Origin of the sequence: Hymenobacter pini (genome assembly GCF_020421205.1) — a bacterium.
GTDB classification, from domain to species: Bacteria; Bacteroidota; Bacteroidia; order Cytophagales; family Hymenobacteraceae; genus Hymenobacter; species Hymenobacter pini.
On record NZ_JAIZZH010000002.1, the window covers coordinates 390,397 to 410,138 of the forward strand.

General features: G+C 63.6%; 12 protein-coding genes and 1 tRNA gene. 8 read left to right on the forward strand and 5 right to left on the reverse strand.

What is annotated here, in order from left to right; translation table 11 throughout:
* The first annotated feature begins 45 nt into the window (after window positions 1-45).
* Window positions 46-1,467, forward strand: a complete 1,422-nt coding sequence (locus LF252_RS08235; protein WP_226269104.1) for an alpha-amylase family glycosyl hydrolase — start codon at window positions 46-48, stop codon at window positions 1,465-1,467.
* Between the two features lie 192 nt (window positions 1,468-1,659).
* Window positions 1,660-1,733, forward strand: a tRNA-Asp gene (locus LF252_RS08240).
* A gap of 42 nt (window positions 1,734-1,775) precedes the next feature.
* Here the strand turns inward: LF252_RS08240 and LF252_RS08245 are convergent.
* The gene (locus LF252_RS08245) at window positions 1,776-2,729 is read right to left on the reverse strand and encodes an ADP-ribosylglycohydrolase family protein (RefSeq protein ID WP_226269105.1); all 954 of its coding nucleotides are present in this window, start codon (window positions 2,727-2,729) and stop codon (window positions 1,776-1,778) included.
* A gap of 240 nt (window positions 2,730-2,969) precedes the next feature.
* Window positions 2,970-9,179, reverse strand: a complete 6,210-nt coding sequence (locus tag LF252_RS08250; protein ID WP_226269106.1) for a carboxypeptidase-like regulatory domain-containing protein — start codon at window positions 9,177-9,179, stop codon at window positions 2,970-2,972.
* A gap of 159 nt (window positions 9,180-9,338) precedes the next feature.
* On the opposite strand from LF252_RS08250, the gene LF252_RS08255 reads away from it, so the two are divergent.
* Window positions 9,339-9,617 carry a hypothetical protein gene (locus tag LF252_RS08255; protein ID WP_226269107.1) on the forward strand — a complete coding sequence of 93 codons (279 nt, stop codon included), beginning with the start codon at window positions 9,339-9,341 and terminating at the stop codon, window positions 9,615-9,617.
* 180 nt (window positions 9,618-9,797) lie between these two features.
* Entirely contained in the window at window positions 9,798-10,043 is a 246-nt protein-coding gene (locus LF252_RS08260) for a hypothetical protein (RefSeq protein WP_226269108.1), read from the forward strand.
* 70 nt (window positions 10,044-10,113) lie between these two features.
* Here LF252_RS08260 and LF252_RS08265 read toward each other — a convergent pair whose 3' ends face one another.
* Entirely contained in the window at window positions 10,114-12,351 is a 2,238-nt protein-coding gene (locus LF252_RS08265) for a hypothetical protein (protein WP_226269109.1), read from the reverse strand.
* A 433-nt stretch (window positions 12,352-12,784) separates the two neighbouring features.
* Entirely contained in the window at window positions 12,785-13,867 is a 1,083-nt protein-coding gene (locus tag LF252_RS08270) for a DNA polymerase beta superfamily protein (RefSeq protein WP_226269110.1), read from the reverse strand.
* A 31-nt stretch (window positions 13,868-13,898) separates the two neighbouring features.
* Here LF252_RS08270 and LF252_RS08275 point away from each other — a divergent pair, with 31 nt between their 5' ends.
* A complete protein-coding gene (locus LF252_RS08275; RefSeq protein WP_226269111.1) occupies window positions 13,899-14,378 on the forward strand; it encodes a GNAT family N-acetyltransferase in 480 nt (159 codons plus the stop codon).
* Window positions 14,379-14,530: 152 nt separating this feature from the next.
* On the opposite strand, the gene LF252_RS08280 is transcribed toward LF252_RS08275, so the two are convergent.
* Window positions 14,531-15,286 (reverse strand): nucleotidyltransferase domain-containing protein, encoded by a 756-nt coding sequence (locus LF252_RS08280; protein WP_226269112.1) that lies wholly within the window; start codon window positions 15,284-15,286, stop codon window positions 14,531-14,533.
* A 144-nt stretch (window positions 15,287-15,430) separates the two neighbouring features.
* On the opposite strand from LF252_RS08280, the gene LF252_RS08285 reads away from it, so the two are divergent.
* The 3 genes from LF252_RS08285 to LF252_RS08295 all read left to right on the forward strand — a co-directional run bounded on the left by LF252_RS08285 (window position 15,431) and on the right by LF252_RS08295 (window position 19,666).
* Window positions 15,431-16,234, forward strand: coding sequence for a hypothetical protein (locus tag LF252_RS08285; protein ID WP_226269113.1), 804 nt, complete (start codon window positions 15,431-15,433; stop codon window positions 16,232-16,234).
* Between the two features lie 130 nt (window positions 16,235-16,364).
* Window positions 16,365-18,056: a M28 family metallopeptidase gene (locus LF252_RS08290; RefSeq protein ID WP_226269114.1), complete on the forward strand. Its 1,692-nt coding sequence runs from the start codon at window positions 16,365-16,367 to the stop codon at window positions 18,054-18,056.
* Window positions 18,057-18,202: 146 nt separating this feature from the next.
* Window positions 18,203-19,666: an MBL fold metallo-hydrolase gene (locus tag LF252_RS08295; protein ID WP_226269115.1), complete on the forward strand. Its 1,464-nt coding sequence runs from the start codon at window positions 18,203-18,205 to the stop codon at window positions 19,664-19,666.
* Window positions 19,667-19,742 lie beyond the last annotated feature (76 nt).

Sequence of the window (19,742 nt, forward strand, 5' to 3'; positions counted from 1 at the left end):
CAAGTTTCCCGCATATATACTTCCCACCACTTTTCTATTTGCCGAATGTCCTTGTTTTCTACTGCCCGCCGCGCCAGCATGGCACTGTTGATGGTCGCCGGCTTGCTGGGCGCCTGCAAGTCATCGGGCTCCGACGACCCAACGCCCACGCCACCGGCCCCGCCTTCCACGCCCGGCACGCCTACTCCCACCCAATATGGTACCCCCTTCACGGGAGTGCCTAACCGGGAGGATGCGGTGCTGTACCAAGTAAATATGCGGGCGTTCAGCCAGGGCGGCAACTTTGCCGGCGTCACGGCCCGTCTCGACTCCATTCGGGACCTGGGCGTGAACGTGCTGTACCTGATGCCGATTTACCCGATTGGCACCGACAGCCGGTCGGTAAACTCGCCCTACGCTGTGAAAGATTATCGCGCGGTAAACCCGGAGTTTGGCTCTCTCACCGACTTACGCACGTTGGTAGACGGAGCCCACGCCCGGGGCATGGCCGTAATGCTCGACTGGGTAGCCAACCACACCAGCTGGGATAATGCCTGGATAACCCAGCACCCCGATTGGTACCAGAAAAACGCCGCCGGGGTTATCCAGCCGGTTTCCAACAACGGCACCACCTACAACGACGTGGCCCAGCTCAATTTCAGCAACGCCGATATGCGCCTGGAAATGATTTCGGCCCTGAAATCGTGGGTGTACACCGCCAACGTGGATGGGTTCCGCTTCGATTACGCTGACTTTCAGCCTAACGACTTTTGGAAGCAGGCCATTGACACGCTGCGCAACGTGAAGTCGCACAAACTGTTGCTCCTGGCCGAGAGCAGCCGCTCCTCCAACTTCGCCTCCGGTTTTGACTACAACTTCGGGTTCAATTTCTACGGCGGCATCTATCAAGTGTACAAAAATGGGGCCGCCGCTACTGCCTTCGACGGCCTGAACACCACTGAATACAACGGGGCCACCGGCACCCAGCAAGTAGTGCGCTACATCACCAACCACGATGTAAACGGCTCCGATGGCACCCCAGTGGAGCTGTTCGGCGGCAAGGCCGGAGCCATGTCGGCCTTTGTTATTGCCTCGCTTTACAAGGGCGTACCCATGATTTATAATGGCCAGGAAGCCGGCATGAGCCAGCGTATTCCCTTCCCGTTCACCGGCGTGAAAGTGCGCTGGGGCGTAAACTCCGACGTGAAACGGGCCTACAAACAACTGCTGGCCGCCCGGGCTGGTAGTGCGGCCCTGCGGGTGGGCACTCCTGCCGGCTACAGCACCACTGCGGTGTGCGCCTTCACCAAAACGGCCGGCACTGAGCAGGCCTTTGTGCTGGTGAACACGCGCAACAGCCCCCAGACCTACGCCGTACCCGCCGCCCTGGCCAACACCACCTGGACCAACGCCCTGCAGGGCGGCTCCGTAACGGTAGGCACTGAGGTAGCCCTGCCGGCCTACGGGTATCTGGTGCTGAAAAAGTAGCCGATTACATAGGGGTCAAAAAATAGTTGAAATATTTTTTGACCCCTATTCGATTTAGTAACAGAGCAATACACTCCCAAAAAGGCCTGTAACAGCTTCCCAAGGCAGTTTTTTGTTTGCACAGCTAAAATCGGTCTTCTATATTTGCATCATCAAAACGGAAGGACGCACGGTCTGCCCCAATGATGAAACGGTTCGGTAGTTCAGTCGGTTAGAATGCCGCCCTGTCACGGCGGAGGTCGCGGGTTCGAGTCCCGTCCGGACCGCAAAAAGCCCCAGTATCCTTGGATGCTGGGGCTTTTTCGGCTTTAGACCGTGGCGTTAACCAGTTGCCGGGCCAGCTGTTCGATATCAGCGCGGCGAGCCAGCACCTGCAGCCACTCGGGCGGAATGGCGGCCTCGCCGTAGGCTAGCCCGGCCAGGCCACCGGTTACGGCCCCGGTTGTGTCGGTATCGTCGCCGAGGTTGACGGCGGCCAGCACGGTTTCGGCGTACGTTTCGTGGCGCAGCAGGCACCAGAGGCTGGCTTCTATAGTTGCCATCACGTAGCCGCCGCTGTCGATGGCCGTGACGGCCACGTTGGGCAGGCGGCCGCTGAGGATGCGCTCAAACTTATCGGCTTCGTGGGCCGGTATGTTCAGCTCAAGTAGCTGGGCCGGGGCCTGCCGCCGCATATCGTCATAGGCCTGAGCGGGCGTGCGGCCGGCGCGCAGGTGGCGGGCCATTTCCAGGTACAGGAAGCACGCCACGGCCGAGCGAATGTGCCCGTGCGTAATGGCTGACACCTGCCGGATAAGCTCGAAACGCTCGGCCAGCGGCGCGTCTTCCTGGTAAAATGCCAGCGGCAGAATCCGCATCAGGGAGCCGTTGCCGTTGCTGTATTCATCGGTTCGGCCGGCCAGAATCAGGTCGGGGTCGGACTGCAGGCGGCTCAGGGCCTCACGGGTGGTAATGCCGATGTCGAATACCCGGCCGTGGGGCGTCCAGAGGTTTTCGTAGTACCAGCGGCGGCTGTATTCGGCCACCTTGCCCACACTGAAGCCATCGGCAATAGTATGGGCCAGGCAGAAGGTCAGCGAAGCATCATCGGACCAAGTACCAGCGGGTTGCAGGTGAGTGCCGTACTCGCGCATGTGCACCACGGGGTCCTGGCGGCGGGCGGCACGGCTCTGAAATTCCACGGGTACGCCCAGAGCGTCGCCCACGGCCAGGCCCAGCAGAGCAGCGCGGGCCTGGGCCTCGCGGGCAGATCGAATAGTCATAGCAGTTGTGAACAGGATAGCGTGATGCCTGGCAAGGTACGGAGGTGGCGGCGAAGCATACCGTTCCGTTTTTACCTCGAAGCTATTTACATGGTCAAAATCGGTGTCATCCTGAGCGCAGCGAAGGACCTTATCACTGCGCATCGGTTTCGTACTAGCGTAATAAGGTCCTTCGCTGCGCTCAGGATGACAGTCCTGAACTAAACCGAGGCTTTTTAAACAGCTTTCTCATTCCCTCCATCACTCAATAACCGCCTGCTTGCTGGCGGTGCGGCCGAAGCGGGTGGGGAAATACATCAGCTCGGCTTTGGCGGGGTTGAGGGTGTAGCGGCCCCGGTAGCGGGGCTGCAGGGCCACGCGGAAAGTGTGCCGGCCGGCTGGCAACACGTCGATGAAAATGCCCACCTGCTGCCGCAGGTACTCGCGGTGCACCTCCACGGAGTTGGGACGGGCCGGCTCGCCGTAGGAGCAGCCGGCCGGAATGGGCACCTCCAGCAGTACGTAGCGAGCTTCGGCGGGCACGTCCACGGTTACTTCCAGCTCGGCGGGCCGACCGGCGGGCAGCGGCACCCGGCTCCCACTCTGCCCGGCCAGCCGGGTGCTCACCCCGAACGGCGTGGCCACCGCCGCCGGCGCCGGGTTCCAGCGCGACTGATACGCCGTGGCGTACACCGGCAGGCCACCCTGTTTGCGCACCGTGAGGGGCCCCGCCCCGGCCGGCACCGTGGCCTCGAACGGAAATTTGACGACTTCCTCTGCCAATGCGCCGCTCAACTGGGCCCGGGCCGTGAGCCCCCCGCCGCCGGGCACCAGCAAATCGGGCCCAATGGTGGCCAGGATTTGCGCCGACTGATAGGTGCTGGCCCAGTGGCCCGTGGCGTCGCGCTGCTGCAGCAGGTAGGTACGCAGGCGCAGCAGCTCCGGCTCATGCCCACCCTGGGCGCGCAGCAACTGGTAAGCCAGCAGCGTGGTGCCCAGGCGCTCGGGCAGCAGGTAGCGGTAAAAGGTGCCCGGGTGCAGCGTATCGGCGTAGAACGCGCCACCCAGCTCGGTGCGCAGCCGGAAGCGGCGCAGGCTATCCAGCTGATACGGCAGGCCCAGCTGCTGGCGCAGGTGCGCCAGGGCCAGGTACCGGTCGAGGGGCTGGCCGCCGCGGGGCTCCCGCTCCAGGCGCTGAATGAGCGTAGCGAAATCGGGCTGGGCCCCGAGCAGGCGCAGCAGGTGCAGCAGCCGGATTCGGTCGTCGTCGGAGCGGAAATACCGGGCGTCGAGGGATTGGCCGGTGGCCGTGCCATCCAGGGCCCGGCGCACGGCGGCATCGGCAAAGGCCACGTCCAGCTGCGCCAGCAGGTACTGGCGCAGCGGGGCTTTGTCGAGGGGCACTTTGTAGCCCTGCTGCTCGGCGGCCAGCAGCGCCTCCAGCACGTGCAGCGTGGCCCAGGGACTCACCGGCGAGCGGGGCCAGGTGCCCCACAACCCCTCGGGCTGGTGGCGGCCCCGCAGCAGGCGCCGAATCAGCACCTCCACGTCGCGGCTGCCCCGGAAGGGTTGCTGCAGCCCCTGCCGGATGCGCTGCTCCAGCAGCAGGCCCTGCAGCTTGGAGGCGGCCTGCTCGTTGCAGAGGTAAGCGTACCCCTGTAGAAAGCGGATTTCATCGAGCACCACGGGCAGCGGGTCGCTTTCCAGCCGCACCGTTACCGGCCCCAGCCCGGGTTGCACGGGCAGCGTGAGGGTGGTATCGGCGGCCGACAGCACGGCGAAGGTGCCCACCCGCTCGCGGGTGCCAGCCGGCAGCACCGGCAGGTGGCGCAGCTCGCCATCCTGGTAGCCGCCCGCCTGCTCCAGGCTGAACCGCACCGCCACCGAATCGAGGGTGGCGGGGGCCGTGAAGGTGAGCGTATCCAGCACGGCCGTGGCCACCCGGTGGGTCTGCTCGCGCACCGGCCCTTCGCCCACCTGAAAGCGGGTGGTAACGCGGGCGGTGTCGGGCAGGTAGTTGAGGGTTTTGCCGATAACCTGGGGCCGGTCGCCCTGCACCAGGAAGCGCGGGGCGGCCAGCTCGGCCATCAGGGATTTAAAGGAGCGAAGCTTCTGGGTGAACGTGCCGGTGCGGGCGTGGTCGTCGGACGCCAGCACGAAGGTGTTCCAGCCGGTGAGGTCGTCGGGGATGGTGACGGTGGTGCGGGCTTGGCCCTGGTCGTCGGTGACGAGGGTGGGCCGCCACCAGCCCACATCGGAGAAGCGCTGGCGCAGGGCCAGGCGCGGGTCGCGGCCGGGCAGCAGCGGCAGGCCGTCGGGGCCCAGCGCGGCGGGGGTGCCACGCAGGCCCGGGGCCAGCTGGCCGCCCACCCCGTTTTTGGTGGTAATCAGAATAACGCCGTTGGCTGCCCGGGAGCCGTACATGGCCGTTGCAGAGGCTGATTTCAGCGCCTGTATGTTGACAATCTGCTCGGGGTCGAGGCTGCTCAGGTCGCCGCTGAAGGGCAGACCGTCCACGATAATCAGTGCCTGCCCGCCGCCGGGTGTAGTTCGGGCGCCGCGCAGCGTTACGCGGGTACCACCGGCCCCGTCGGGCACCGTCTGGATTTGCAGGCCCGCCACCCGGCCCATCAGCCCAACCGCCGGCGTGGTGCTTTCAATGGTGGCCCCTTTGCTTTTCCCGGAAGAAAATCCGTAGCCTGTCACCACTACTTCATTGAGCTGTTGAGTGCTGGGGGCCATTGAAATCTGCGTAGTCAGGCCATCAATCCGCCATTCCCGGCTCACGTAGCCAATCGAGGAAAACACCAGGATACCGCCCGCCGGCGGCGTAGCCAGGGCAAAGCTACCGTCGGCATTGGTGCTCACGCCGTGGGTGGTTCCCTTCAGCAGCACCGTTACGCCCGGCATTCCCTCCCCGCTCTGGCGCTCCAGCACCCGGCCGCGCACCACCACCCAGTCCGGCTGGGGAATAACGGGCTCAGGCGCGGCCACGGCCGCAGCTGGCGCTACGCGCGGTACCGGAGCGGGGCTGGCCGGCAGGCGGCGCTGGTCAATTTCCCGCAGAAAGCGGCGCTCTACTGGTTCCCAGATGGGGCCCGCCGCGTGGTAGTCGAGGGTATCGAGCTGCACGTAGGTGGTGCCGTTGGCCTGCACCTGCACGGGCGCATCGGGAGCAAACACCGAGCTGTCGGCCAGCAGCAAGGCTACACGGTAGCGGCCGGGCGGCAGGCCGTGGATGGGCACGGGCAGGTAGCGCAGCAGCCGGCTGAATGCCGCTGCGGGTTTACCGGCCGGTTTAGCCGCGGCAGGCTGCCACACCAGCGTGTATAGCACCGGGGGCAGGGCTCCGCGCCGGCTACCGGTTACCGGGGGCAGGCGCACTGCCAGCCGGCCTTGTCCAAGTGGGGTGCTGGTGGGGTTCACGAGCAACGACTCGGGCCGGGGGGCACGGTAGTAGCTGGTGGCGGGCCGGGGGCGCAGGTCGGCTTCGGTGAAGGCGAAGTCAGCAAACGGCAATTGGGTGAACGTGGCGGCTCGGTCCAGGTCGCCGAAGGCATCGGTGGGTACGCTGCGCATCTTCAGCAGCCCGGGCGCAAACGAGTACCGAAACCCGGGCTCCACCAGAAACCGGTGGCGCAGCCCGTCGGAGCGCCGCAGCAGCACCGAATCGGGGCGGAAGGGTCCGGCCCGGAACAGCAGGTCGTCATTAGCGCGGTAGCCGTAGGGCACCTGAGGCCGGCCGGGCAGCAGCGGACGGCCGGTGCCCAGGGCCTGCAGGCGGTTGCCTTGGCGCAGCAGCACCCGCTCGGCGGGGCCGTTGCGCTCCACTAGCAGCAGAAACCGGCTCAGCTCCTGCTCCTCGCGGGGCGTTACCGGGCCCGGCTTTTCCACCGTAAGCTCGTGGCAGGGGTGGTTGGGGTCGATGCTGAGGGTGAGCTTGTGGAGGGGGCGCAGGTACACGTCGCGCAGGGTGATGCGGCGGGTGGGCGTGCGGATGGCCACCGTGTGCCGGCCGCTGTCGGCCACCAGGGCAAAGGGCTCCTCCCCGTTCACGGCCGCCACGTACACCGGCACCCCATCCACCAGCACCGCCACCGTCGGCTGCACCCGGCCCGAATCCACCACGAACGGGGCCAGCTGGGTGAGGCCGCCGGGGGCCGGCCGGTACTCGTGAAACGTCCCAAACTCGGGGTACAGGAACTGGTAGAACCGCAGCGAATCGAGGCCCAGGCGCTGCCGCCACGCGCCCCAGGGCAGCGGCTGCCGGGCCGGCCGGTCGGGGCCGTGGTCGAAGTCCGGCGGCAGCGCAAACCGCCGCAGCGGAATCCGGCCCGTTACCGGGGGCGCAAAATCGGGCACGGCGGGCGGGGCGGGCTGCTCAAACTTGCTGGTGTAGGCGTAGCTGGTGAGGTCGGTGCGGGGCACGGGGCGGCCGGCGGCGTCGCGCACGGTGTAGCGCAGCTCCACCCGCTGGCCGGGGTACACCACCGCGGGCTGCTCGGCTTCAATGCTGAGCCGGTGGCGGTTGAAGGGCACGTTGTACTCGCTGGTGCGCAACTCGCCGCCCCATTGGTAATGCAGGGAAACGTACCAGGTATCGGCCGGTGCCGCGGGCAGATGCAGGGCCAGGGCCGTGGTGTACTGGCGGCGCACCAGCGTGTGGCCGCGGTAGAGGTAGTACCAGAACCCGAGCCGGCGGGGGTTATCCACGGCCAGCTCAATGGAATCGGCGGTACGGTCGGAGCGCAGCACCAGGCCGGCGTTGGTGGGGCCCAGGTCGAGCGTGGCCCGGGTTTCGGTGGCTTCCAGCAGCTGGTAACGCAGCACGCGGGCATCCACCGGCCGCTGCAATGGGAGCTGCACGGCCTCGCGGGTGGTTTGTTCCTGACCGTCGGGGCCGCGGCGGGTGAGCTGCAGCGTGGCGGCGCGGGGCAGAGCGCGGCCGCCTTCCAGGTAGCGGGCCACTACGGAATCCTGGCGCAGGTCCAGCGTCCATTCCCCCGCCGTCAGCCAGTAGCCCACCGTGGCCGACTGCGTGCGGCGCTCCTGGCTGCCGTTCAGGAACACGGCCTGCACCTGGTAGGTGAGGTTGGCGGCGGGCAGGGCGGCCGGGGGCAGGTTGAGGCGGGTTTCGCCGGTGGCATCCAGGGGCTGGCTGTGCACCCACAGCGTATCGGGCACAAACACTTGCCGGCCCGGAAAGCTCAGCACGCCCACCGGCGTCACGCTCAGCCGCACGCGGGCATCCAGCAGGTTCAGCTCGTTGGCATCCTGGCCGCGCAGAAACAGGGCCTGCCCGGTACCGGCCCGGTGAGTGGCCTGGCCGGGGCGCAGGGCGTAGCGGGTGCTGTTCAGCTCGTAGTCTTCGAGGCGGAAGCTGCTTTGGGCCAGCGGCCGGTTGGGGCGGCGGGGCCGTACCAGCTCCACCCGAATGGTCTGGTCGGAGCGCAGCCCCAGGGTATCCAGCAGGGGCAGCTGATATTCGTAGGAGCCGGGGCGCACCGGCCGCAGCACGGCTATGCGCCGGCCCTGGGGGTCCTGCTCGGCGCGCAAGTGCAGGGCCAGCGGCCGGCGGTAGGGCCGACCGTGGCGGCGCAGCACCCGGGCCTTCAGCTGCAGGGTATCGGCGGTAGGTCGGTAGCGGGGTTTGCTCAGGGCCACGTAGGCCTGCCACTTGGGCCCGCGCTGTTCGGCACGCCGCTCCTGGCGCTGGTCGCGCACCTCCTCACTGAAGGGGGCGCGCACCAAGCCAATCAGCCCCGTGCTCACGCCCGCCGGGTAGTGGAGCTGCTGCACCAGAGTGCGCACCGGCCGGCCCAGGTAGCCCAGCGGAAACCCGAACACCACCCGCTGGTACACGCCCCGCCACCCCTCAGGGCGGTAGTAGCGGCGGCGGCCCCGGGGCTGGGGGTAGGTTTGCTGCAGAGCATGAAACGTGGTTCGCCCGCCCTGCTCCACGGCCAGCAGCCCCGGCCGGGCCCGCCGGCCGGGCAGCCGATAGGTTTGCGTCGCGGCATCGAAGGGTACCGCCCGGCCCGAGGGCAGCAGCACCCGGGCATCGGGCAGCAGCCGGCCCACCGAGTCCTGCACCAGCAGCGAGAGGTCCTGCTGATTATCCAGCACCCGGAGCTGGCGACTGGTGCGGGCGTGCAGCCAGTACACCAGCTCCGGCCCATCGGCGTGGGCCACCAGGTAGTAGCCCAGCGGCAGGGCGGCCAGCCGCGCCCGCCCCAGCGAGTCGGCATCCGTCGGAAACGAATCGACTACCTGCGTGAAGAACTCCGGCTGGGCCGCCGCCAGCCCCTGCTGGTACAGGCGGCGGGTGTGGGCATCGGTGAGGCAAAATACTTTGGTGAGGTAGCTCTGCTGGCGGGCAGTTGTCAGCAGCTGCTGAGCCCGCAGGGGGTGGCCGATAGTCAGTAACAGCAGGCTCAGCAGCAGTGAACAGTGACGTAAACGGTAGGGCATAGAGAAAACGGAATAGAATTTCTGCTGGTCAGATGCCGGTTTTGGCGGGATTCCACAATCCGGCGTTGACTTTTTTTGCGTACTACTCGTATTCTGGCCGAATACTTGCCGTGGAGCGTCTTAACTTCGCCCCCCATTTTGCGGCTTACCTACTGTTCTATGCCCCGACTTTTTTTACTTCTCTGGCTGATGCTCATGGTCTTGGTGGACGTGAGCCCGGCATTGGGCCAGGCCGGCCCGGCGGCGCGCGCAAAGATGCGCGGTAAAGTGTACGTGCACCGCCCCAATTACCGTACCTACAAGGGCCGCAGCAGCAAAGTCCGCCGCAAGCGCACCGTGCGCTACCGGCAGAAGTGGTACCAGTTCTGGCGTCGTCGGAAGAAAACCACAACTCCCGCGCCGCAACGCTCCCGCAACCAGACGATTGGCGGGCAGTAGAGCGTAGCCCTCAATGTGAAAAGCCGGTCTTTCCTGGGTAATGCCCTAGGAAAGACCGGCTTTTTCGTGCCTTGCTTTGTGGTGTTTGCAGGAAGCCGACGGAGCCTAAACAAACTCTGGTACAATTTTTACCCGGTGGCGGGAGTTATCAGCCCACACTCCCAACCTGTACTCTGGCCTATGACTCGTTTCCTGCTCCTGGTGCTGGCCCTGCTGATGCTTGGCGGCCCCCTACTTCCCACCGCTGAAGCCGGCCGCCCTACCCGCTACGCCCGGGCCAAGATGCGTGGCCGCAGCTATACGCACCGGCCGTTCTACAAACGCTACAAAGGCAGTAAATCCAGCAAAAAGCGCCTGGGCTTGTTCCGGAAGAAAGCCCGCACCAGCCAGTCTACCTATAAGGTAGGCCGGCACTCCACGCGGTAGGTCTGCTGCAGGAAAACATAACCGCCGGTGTAAGGCGGTTTTGATGAAGGGGTACGCTGCGAAAAACCGGCTAATCGATTAGTAGCTGCGTAACGGCGGCCGGGTTGCGGGCCCACTCCCGGGTGTATGCCTCGTCGGCGGCTTCCGGGGTTTCCACGAGTTGCAGGCTCTGGGCTTCCGCTTTGAGGTGGAGTAAGGCCCCCACGCTGAGCTTGGCTTCGAGCCGCCGCAACAGAGCCTCCACGGCGGCCACATCCAGGTTGCCGGTGAGCTGGCCGGCAAAAGGTATTTCCAGCCAGATGATTTCCCGCCGCTCCACTGCTAGCACGCCGAATACCAGCCCTTTGCTTAGCCCTTGCGTTACGCGCACCTGGTGCTGCACACAGGAAGGGTCGTAGGCCACGCCGCTGCTATCAATGCGCATGGGCTGCTCATTGCTCATCCAGCCCACTACCAGATTGGGGGCCAAGGCACCGTTGGTGTAGGCGTTGCAGGTGAACACCACGTCCCGGGCCCCGGCCTGCATCAGCTTCGGCAGGTCCAGCTCAATGTACTCGGCCGTGCCCACTTGGTTTGGAATATACTGGATGTCGCCGCTGTGCCTGCAGCCAGTGGTGGTGAGCTGGTTGAAGGCGCAGTAGTCCATGCGGTTGTCATAGGCCACTCGGCAGCTCAGGTCCATATCCAAGTGCTGGGCGGGCAGGCCAGTACCCCACTGCAAAAATAGGCGCACGGCGTCGCCTTCCACGGCAAAGCGGGTCCCCATCAAAGCAGAAGGCAAATCCTGCACCGTTTCGCTCCGGTCACCAATAGCCACGGGCAGATAGTGCAGTGTGGGGTCAATGAAGATGGTACGGCCAGACGTGGTCTGAGCCGCAAAACGGCGGCGCATTGCCTCCAGGGCCAACTCAGTTACCTGCTCGCGCATGGCAGCCAGCTGATCGGGCTCATAGAGGCTCAGCAGGTGGTTGGCCGAAATGCGCTTCCCTACCCCGCCCAAGGGCTTCACGACCCGCTGGTGCTGCGGGTCGAAGTAGGTTTCGGCGTACATGTTGAGCGTGAACAGCAGGCGGGCGGGCACTTGGTCAAGCACCTCGGTAAAGGCGGCTACCACCAACTCAGGCCCAAACCAGAGCATATTAGCAAACAAGGAGCGGGCAAACAGGCCCGGCCGCTGCTGCAGCAAGGTTAGCGTGCGGGTAGCATCAGCGCGCAGGCGGGCCTGCTGCACCTGCCCCTGCCACACCGGGTAGTCCTTGCGATAGAAACGGTCAAGGGTTTCGCGCAAGCGGGTGCGCCCTGCGCGCTGACTGTACTCGGCCAGCCGCAGGGCCCGGATAAAGCGCACCCACATGCCCCGCTTGGGATGCATGATTTCGCACTGCTGCACCGGCGACTGGGGCAACGCATTCAGCCAGTCGGCCACCATGGCGGCGTCGCGGCGGCTGTACTTCAGCTTGAGGCTGGCCTGGGCCTGCGCCCCGGCGGCCGCACTCTGGCTCAGAGTGGGGTGCAGGTTGCGGCTGTTTTTCTGCTGCCGCTGCCGAATGGTTTTGGGCTCTACCAGTTGCAGAAATCCGGTGTGCTTAAACCAGAGGTAGCGCAGCACATCGGTGGACGAAGAGAACAGCGGCTGGGCCCGCTCGGGTTGCTGCCGGGCCACATAGCTGTCGATGACGGCCATGCGGGTTTCCTTCATGGCAATGGGCACCTCGGCAGGCAAGGGCAGCACGGCCAGCAGCAGGCGCAGGCTGTCCTGTTGCGTGGCATCGAGGGCTGTTTTGCTGGTGAGCAGACTGCGCAGAAAATTCTCGGCATCGGCCTCGCCCCACAGTTCCAGCACTTTTAGCTTGCTGCTCTGCCCGTGCAGCGCCAGCGGCGCCGACCCAAAGGGCATGCCGCAGAACGGGCAACCGTTGTAGCGTTCCAGCGGAAAGGTATTGGGCGGAATAAGGTGGCCACAGGGCAAGCGCGTGCCTTGGGTCGGAAACAGATTGGCAAACCACGTGAGCAGATGGTCGGCCCACGACTCGCCGGTGGGCACGTCCCAGCCTTTCACCAGCGGCATCCAGCTTTTGCCAACGCCCATTACCTCCCGGAACACCTCCAGCAGCCGGGCCTGAAAGGCCGGCGTAGTACCCTGCAACGCCCGCAGCAGCGGCTCCGGTACGCCGTAGCCTAGCCGGGCCAGGCTGGCCACCAGTCCCGCCGTGGTGGGCGAAACGGTAGCAGAAGTTGGCGTTTGCACCGCAGCCGGCACGTACACGGCCTGCTGGCGCAGACTCACTTTCAGGAGTTCCTCTTGCATAACAGGTAAAGCGGCCGCGTAAAACCAAGCGGCGGCGGGAAAGGATAGGAAAGTGAAGCAGGCCGGACTCGAACCGGCGACCCAAAGATCCTAAGGGAAGTAAGTCCAACTGGTCCCGGCAGGCGGTAAGGGCCGCGCTATTTGGAGTTGAACCAAAACCCCGAAGGGTCTACCGAAGAAGTAAGCGCGGCTTGACCGCCACGGATAATTGTTGAACTGGCTTTTGCTCTACCAACTGAGCTACTGCTTCAATATGGAATTCTAGCCAGCCCAAAGCCCCAAAGGCCGGGTAAGTAAACAGCTATTTTCGTGACAGGAAGTGAAGTAAGCTGTTTTTGACCTGGCTTTTTCGGCTCCGGGCTGGCAGAATATCGATAATTGAGGCAAGATAGGCAGCTTTACCCAACCGCCAGTATCGGTAACTGCTCTTTTCTCAACCAGAATACGCCGCATACCAGGCCCGCCGCACCTGCACCAACAGGGCCTCGGCAGCTGGCCGGTCGGGGGTTTCGGGCAGCACGGAAGTAGCAAAGGCGGCTTCTACTTGCTCTACCAGCGCGTCGGCTTCGGCTACCAGCTGTTCATACTCAAACTCGCCCCGGCGGATTTGCAGCAGGAAGTCCCGGTCGGGGCGGCGCACGTGCAGGCGGCCGGTGCGGGCAATTTCCTCGGCCATGCGCAGCAGCCGGAACACGTGCAGCATGTTCTTGGCGTCGTAGTTTTTGCCGTGCTGCACGGTGTTCTGGTACCGCTCGGGGTTGCGCTTCTGCTCCCACTCCTTATATTCCCTGAATACGCGGCAGTAAGTGCTGTAGCCGTTGCGGTTGAAGCTCAGGTACGCCACCGGTTCCTCCCCTTTCGGCACCGCCGAGAGCAGCACATCCTGAGAGGTTTCCGCGTCGCGCACCAGGCCCCGGTAGCCGTGGCGCTGCTCGGGCGTTTCGTCCACAAACACGGCGTATAGGTCGTTGAGGTGGTTGACGTTGGCCAGGCCGCACTGCGCGGCCGCGTAGCCGCGCCGCTCCAGCCAGGTAGCTACTGGCTGCGCGCCCGCTCCCACCGTCACGTAGCAAAAATCCAGCACCGATTTGCGGCTGGGCGGCTCGGGGTGGTTGATTTTCTTGTTCAGCCCCCGCGCCTTCCGGATCTGGGCTACGGCGTACTCGGCAAAGCTCTGCCGGCACAGTTTGGAGAGGAAATCCTCGGCCCGGAACGCGGCAAACAGCGGGTGCCGGTACACCACGCAATCCTCCGGGGTGCCCAGCAGCTCCAGCACCGTGGGGTTATTCTTGAGTAGCAGCTCCACGAAGCGGCGCAGTTCATAAAACACCTCGTCGTTGGTGTCGTTGGCCACCTGAGGTACGTAGTCGAGGCCGTAGAACTCGGTTTCGGGCAGAATGAATACGCCTTTCAGGTCGGTATCGGAATGGGGCAGGTTGGTGCCGTAGGCACGGCTGCCGCTGATGGCTTCAAACAGGATGAGGCCGCGCTGGCGCAGGTCGGGAATTGTGAGCATATTGTTACAAGCGTATAGCCATAGGTTCAGGATGCAGCATAGCCACGTACAGCTTCGGCCCACCGAGGAAGCCGATTTAGCGCAGTTATTTCGTTTTCAACTGGATGAAGAGGCCTGTCGGCTGGCCGCCTTCATGGCACCGGACCACGCCGACTGGCCGGCCTACCTCGCCAAATACCGCCGCTTCCTCCTCGACCCCACCATTCACATGCAGAGCATCGTGGTAGCCGGGGAGTTGGCCGGTAGTATTGCCAAGTTTGAAATCGAAGGTGAGGCCGAAATTACGTATTGGCTGGACAGGCGCTATTGGGGCCAGGGCGTGGCCACCACCGCATTACGGCAGTTTCTGCAAGTGGAGCCCACCCGTCCCCTGCGCGGGCGGGTGGCTTTCGATAACTTCGGCTCCCGGAAAGTGCTGGAAAACTGCGGATTTGAGAGAGTTGGTACCGATACAGGGTTTGCCCACGCCCGGCAGGCGGAAATTGAGGAGTTTATTTACCAGCTCACGTAAGTTCAGGTAGCAAGTAACAAGCACGTCATGTGGAGGCGGAGCCGAAGCATCCCACGTGCTGATATCAGACTACCATTGTACCATCAGCACGCGAGATTCCCCGGTCACTGGCTTGATGCGCCACCTGCTCGGAATGACGTTCGATTTCAACATTACAGCCACGCCCGAAACACGGCGTCCAGCTCCGGCGTGGGGTTGGGCAGGCGCAGCACGGGCAAGGTGGTGCGGGCGGCCTTGCCAGCGGCGTATTCCTGTTCCAGAAATACCACCAGCTCCACCGGCCGGGGCACGTTGGTTTTCTCGTTGGCGGTGGCCTTTTGGGCCAGCAGTTCGTTTACGATGCCGTCCAGCATCGGTGGCAGCAGCTCCCGCAACTGGCTGAACTCCATGGGCGGCACCTCAGTGGGACGCTGCTGAATCCAGCGGGCGGCCAGGGCCGAGCGCAGGGCGTAGAACAGCCGTTTGAGGCGCACCTGCTCGCCGGTCAGCTCTTCTTCTACCCCGCGGCGCAGCTGGCCCAGGTAGTGGTGCAGCCCGGCCCGCGGGTTCCAGCAGGCGGGCAGCAGCGGCTGCAGCGCCGCCCGAAACCCGGCCGCCTCTCCGTACACCACCGGCGACTGGAGCCACTCCAATAAGGCCGCGTTGGAGCCGCGCAACAGCCGCAGCGCCTTGCGCAGCTCCCAGCCGGCCAGGTCCAGCTCGTCGTCCACGGGGAAATTGAGCGTGTCGGGCCCTTCGTCCAGCGTCAGGTACCAGTCGGCCGGATGGCTGTAGATAAAGCGCACGTCGAAGTCGGAATCCGGAGAGGGAAAGCCCCAGGCCCGGCTGCCCGATTCGCAGGCGTACAGAATGCGGATGCCGTGGGTAACTTGGAGTTGGGTGAGGGCGGTTTGAATACGGGCGTGCATAGGTCAACGGAACACGGGATTATACATAAAGCCCGAAAGGTAATACTGCTAATTTGCTCACACCGTGTCCAGCAATTCGTATTTGGGCACCTGTATATTTGGCCAACTGGCGGAGTATACCGTCGGCTATATTCGGGCTACTCCGTGAATAAAGCACTACTTCCTCTTCTTTTAGCCTTTGGGCTCGGGGCCTGCTCCGCACCCACCGAAAAACCCCTGGAACGGACCGCTGCGGCCCCGACCCCGACAGCACCTGCCCCAGTAGCCGCCCCGCCTACCGATACCCTGGCAACGCTTACCTGGGAAGGCGAATCTTGCCGGTACACCGGACGCTACAATCCGCGGCGGTACACGGCGTCGCAACTTTCCGGTACCTGGGAAGTGCTCGACCATAGCGCCAGCCTACGCTACCATGCCCTTACCTTCGAGCCCGCCGACATTGATAAGCTGAGTCTGGACTCGCTGGAAGCAGATTACCGCACCTTACACCACCACTATCAGCAGCTGCAGGTGGTACCCCAACCTGTGTGGCAGAAACTCAAACAGGCCCGCCTGCAAGAGCTGGAAGCCGAGTATAAAGCCAAGAAACTTTTGGTGCAGGCGTACACCACCCCGGAACTCCTGCTTACTACTTCGTACCCAAACAAGTGCACCCGCTATGTCCGCGGCCTGGCTACGCACAACGACAGCCTCACCCGCATAGAGTGGGAGCAACTGACGCAGGAGCAAGCCCAACGCAACGGCTACCCCCACACCGTGCGGGCCCGCTTTCGGGAGCAGTTGGAAAGCCCCGAATGGTACCGCTACGCGCAAGTGGCACTGCTGAACGACGGCTGGTGGAACTGCGTGAACTGGAGTCTGCCCCAACCCGAACCCACCCAGCGCATGCAGCAGCAATATGAGCAGCTATTCGCCAAGATACAGTCGGAGTGCGATGATGTGGACTAGATCATTTTATATACTGAACCAGTTGCCAGCTCCCCCCCTCGGCGGAGATGGGGAACTGGCAGCTGGCAAATAGAGAAGCCCTCTACGCAACTTTTGCTATTTTACCTCCCTGAGTTAACTCCCTGCCTGCATGTTATTTCCGCGCCTGCTCCCGGCCAGCCTCCTGCTTGGTCTGCTTCTAGCCAGCTGCCAGTCGAAGTCCACCGCCCCCGAAACAGCCGCTACGGCTACTACGGCCGCTACGCCAGATACTACTGCCACCATCAGCGCGGGCAGCATCAGCAAGTACCTGCAGGCGGTTTCCTCGGATGAGATGCTGGGGCGCAAGCCGTTCACGGAGGGCGAGCAGCGCAGCACCCAATATCTGGCCGATGAGTTTAAGCGCCTGGGCCTGCAGCCAGGCCCGAACGGCACCTATTTTCAACCGGTACCGCTGGTGGAAATTACGGGCACGCCGAGTGCTACGCTGCAGATCAAGGGCAACGCTCAGCCACTGAGCTTCCAGTACAAAACGGATTTTGTAGCCTTCACCCAGCGTGAGCAGCCCACGGTGAGTGTGCAGAACTCCCCGCTGGTATTTGCCGGCTACGGGGTGGTAGCCCCCGAATACGGCTGGGACGACTACGTCGGCCTCGACGTGAAGGGCAAAACCGTGGTGGTGCTGGTGAATGACCCCAGCAACGCGGGCACAGACACCACCCTGTTCAAGGGCCGGGCCATGACCTACTACGGCCGCTGGACCTACAAATACGAGGAAGCCGCCCGCCACGGCGCCGCGGGCATCCTCATCGTGCACGATACCAAGCCGGCCGCTTACCCGTGGAGCGTAGTGCTGAGCGGGGCCATCAGCCCCAAGCTGCGCGCCCAAACCGCCAATAAAGGGGCCGATAAGTGCGCCCTAGAAGGCTGGCTGAGCCTGGATGCGGCGAAAAAACTGTTCCAGGCCGCTGGCCAGAACTACGAGCAGCTCTACGCCGCGGCCAACACCAAGGGATTTAAGCCGCGCGCATTGGGTGGGCTCACGCTCACGGGCAGCATCCAGAACAAGCTGCGCCGCCAGACCTCCCGCAACGTGCTGGCCGTGCTACCCGGCTCCACCCGCCCCGGCGAGTACATCATCTACTCCGCCCACTGGGACCATTTCGGCATCGGCAAAGCCATTGCCGGCGACTCCATCTACAACGGGGCCGTGGACGATGGCACCGGTCTGGCCGCCCTGCTGAGCATTGCCAAGGCCTTCCAGAAAGCACCGAAGAAGCCGGAGCGCAGCATCGTGTTTCTGGCCGTGACGGCCGAGGAGCAGGGCCTGCTGGGCTCGGCCTACTACGCCCAGCACCCGCCCTTCCCGCTCAACAAAACCGTAGCCGACCTGAACATGGACATGCTCTGGCCCTACGGCCCGATGAAAGACCTCACCGTCATCGGCTACGGCCAGTCGGAGCTGGAGGACTACGCCCGCGCCGCGGCTAAGGAGCAGGACCGCTACGTGCTGCCCGACCAGACGCCCGAAACCGGCATGTTCTACCGCTCCGACCATTTCAACTTCGCCCACGTGGGTGTGCCTTCCCTCTACGCTTCGGGTGGCTTCGAGAGCCGCAGCGGCGGCAAGGCCAGCATTGCCCAGCAGCGTCAGAACTACACCACCAACATGTACCACAAGCCCGCCGACCAATTCGACCCCAGTTGGGACCTGACCGGTATTGCCCAGGACGCCCAGCTCTACTTCCGCGTGGGCCAGCGCTTGGCCTCGGAAACCACCTTCCCGCAGTGGCGCGCCGGCTCGGAGTTCAAGGGCGCGCGGGATAAGAGCATGGGTAAGTAACAGGCCCTCAACTCATCGAAATACCTCCACGAAACCTCTAATGCAGGTTAAAACTAGCCCTCTACTTATATGAGGAGGGTATCTAGCTTGAGCCTGTAGTCTGAACACTCTATTCTACTATTCACCGATTCTATCTGCGCTAATTCATGCTACTGTGTATCCGGATTATCTTGTGTGTTTGGCTGCTGCTTGGCGTAGCCCTTGTTCCCACTGCGGCCCGCGCTTCGGATGCTTTGGCCCGCTGCTGGCGGCAGCAAGGAGAACGGTTAGGTAGCCGCGCCCTACGCCTGAATTTCACGGAGAAAAGCAATGAGCTGGAACACAGCCAGTACCCGTGGCAGCAAACCAACTACGCCAAACAAGGTATTATAACGGTTAGCCCAACTGCGTTTGTAAAGCAAGATTCGCTGAGCCAGGGCGGCCGTGTATTGCGCGCCACCACCCAGCTCGGCCCTGCCGAGGTATTACGCCTGGATTATGGTGACAAGGACCTTCAGCCGGTCACACCCGCCCTGTACGCCGAGCATCTGCTCGGCACGGCCCGCTACTCGCCGCTGCTGTTGCTGCGGTATTTTGTGGAGCAAGGCGTAGCGCCGGCGGTATCCTCCAACCTCAATGTGGCCCGCTACGAAACTCGCTGGCACGGTGCGGTAGTCCGGCTTTTTATTGATACAAAGCAGAATCTGCTGGAGCGCGTTGAAATCCTGAGCCACGACGACCTGTTTGGGGACGTGCTGACCACTGTGGCGTACGACAACTATACCACGCTGCATAACATCCGTTTTGCCCGGCAGATGCGTATCAGCAAACTAGGGGGCAAGCTTCAGGACGAGGTAACCGTGACAAAAGCGGAATTGGTGGAGCAAGTGCCGACTATCCTCACGCGGCCGGCCGGTTATGCGTTGCAGAAACCCGCTGCCCCCCGGCCGCCGGTGGTACAGCACTACCGTCCCAATATCCATCTGCTAGAACTGGCTCATACCGACGACCGGGTGCTGGTGGTGGAATTTCGGGACTTTCTGGTGGTGGCCGAGGCCCCGCTTAACAGCCGCAACGGCGAAGCCATTCTGGCCGTAGCCCGCGCCATTGCCCCGCGCAAGCCCGTCCGGTACTTTGTAGCGGGCCATTACCACCCGCATTACCTGGGCGGGGTGCGGCCCTTCGTTCGGCAGGGAGCCACTATCCTCTGCGGCCCCGGCACTGCCGATTACATCCGGTACTTGGCCGCGGCCCCGCACGCCCTCCAGCCCGACAGCCTGCACCTGCAACCCCGGGCCGCGCAGGTGGAAGAAGTAACCGGCACGAAGACCATCACCGATGGGAATTTCAGCATGCAAATTCACCACATTGGCAACGCCTCTGCTCACACCAACGACTACCTGATTTATTACTTTCCCAGCGAAAAACTGCTGTTTGAAGACGACTTGGTCTGGGTTAAGCGCGAGGGTGTGCCCCGCAAGCCCAGCGCCCGCCAGGCAGGCCTTTACCAAGCCATTCAGGAACGGAGACTAGCAGTGGAAACAGTCATCCAGTCGTGGCCCGTGGAGGACTATGGCATCAAAACCATCATTCCCTTCACCGATATCGAGCAAGCTATGCGGGTGAAGTAGCCTGTTTATAACTGAAAGAACAGGCTACCAATGTATACATGTGAGCCTGTCGGCTTGAGTCTTGTTTAATTGAAAT

What these genes read in the sequence shown, in the direction of transcription:
- LF252_RS08295 (WP_226269115.1), top strand. Translation starts at nt 18,203, where the DNA reads ATGCTACTGTGTATCCGGATTATCTTGTGTGTTTGGCTGCTGCTTGGC.
- LF252_RS08275 (WP_226269111.1), top strand. Translation starts at nt 13,899, where the DNA reads ATGCAGCATAGCCACGTACAGCTTCGGCCCACCGAGGAAGCCGATTTA.
- LF252_RS08265 (WP_226269109.1), bottom strand. Translation starts at nt 12,351, where the DNA reads ATGCAAGAGGAACTCCTGAAAGTGAGTCTGCGCCAGCAGGCCGTGTAC.
- LF252_RS08235 (WP_226269104.1), top strand. Translation starts at nt 46, where the DNA reads ATGTCCTTGTTTTCTACTGCCCGCCGCGCCAGCATGGCACTGTTGATG.
- LF252_RS08250 (WP_226269106.1), bottom strand. Translation starts at nt 9,179, where the DNA reads ATGCCCTACCGTTTACGTCACTGTTCACTGCTGCTGAGCCTGCTGTTA.
- LF252_RS08280 (WP_226269112.1), bottom strand. Translation starts at nt 15,286, where the DNA reads ATGCACGCCCGTATTCAAACCGCCCTCACCCAACTCCAAGTTACCCAC.
- LF252_RS08270 (WP_226269110.1), bottom strand. Translation starts at nt 13,867, where the DNA reads ATGCTCACAATTCCCGACCTGCGCCAGCGCGGCCTCATCCTGTTTGAA.
- LF252_RS08260 (WP_226269108.1), top strand. Translation starts at nt 9,798, where the DNA reads ATGACTCGTTTCCTGCTCCTGGTGCTGGCCCTGCTGATGCTTGGCGGC.
- LF252_RS08255 (WP_226269107.1), top strand. Translation starts at nt 9,339, where the DNA reads ATGCCCCGACTTTTTTTACTTCTCTGGCTGATGCTCATGGTCTTGGTG.
- LF252_RS08290 (WP_226269114.1), top strand. Translation starts at nt 16,365, where the DNA reads ATGTTATTTCCGCGCCTGCTCCCGGCCAGCCTCCTGCTTGGTCTGCTT.
- LF252_RS08245 (WP_226269105.1), bottom strand. Translation starts at nt 2,729, where the DNA reads ATGACTATTCGATCTGCCCGCGAGGCCCAGGCCCGCGCTGCTCTGCTG.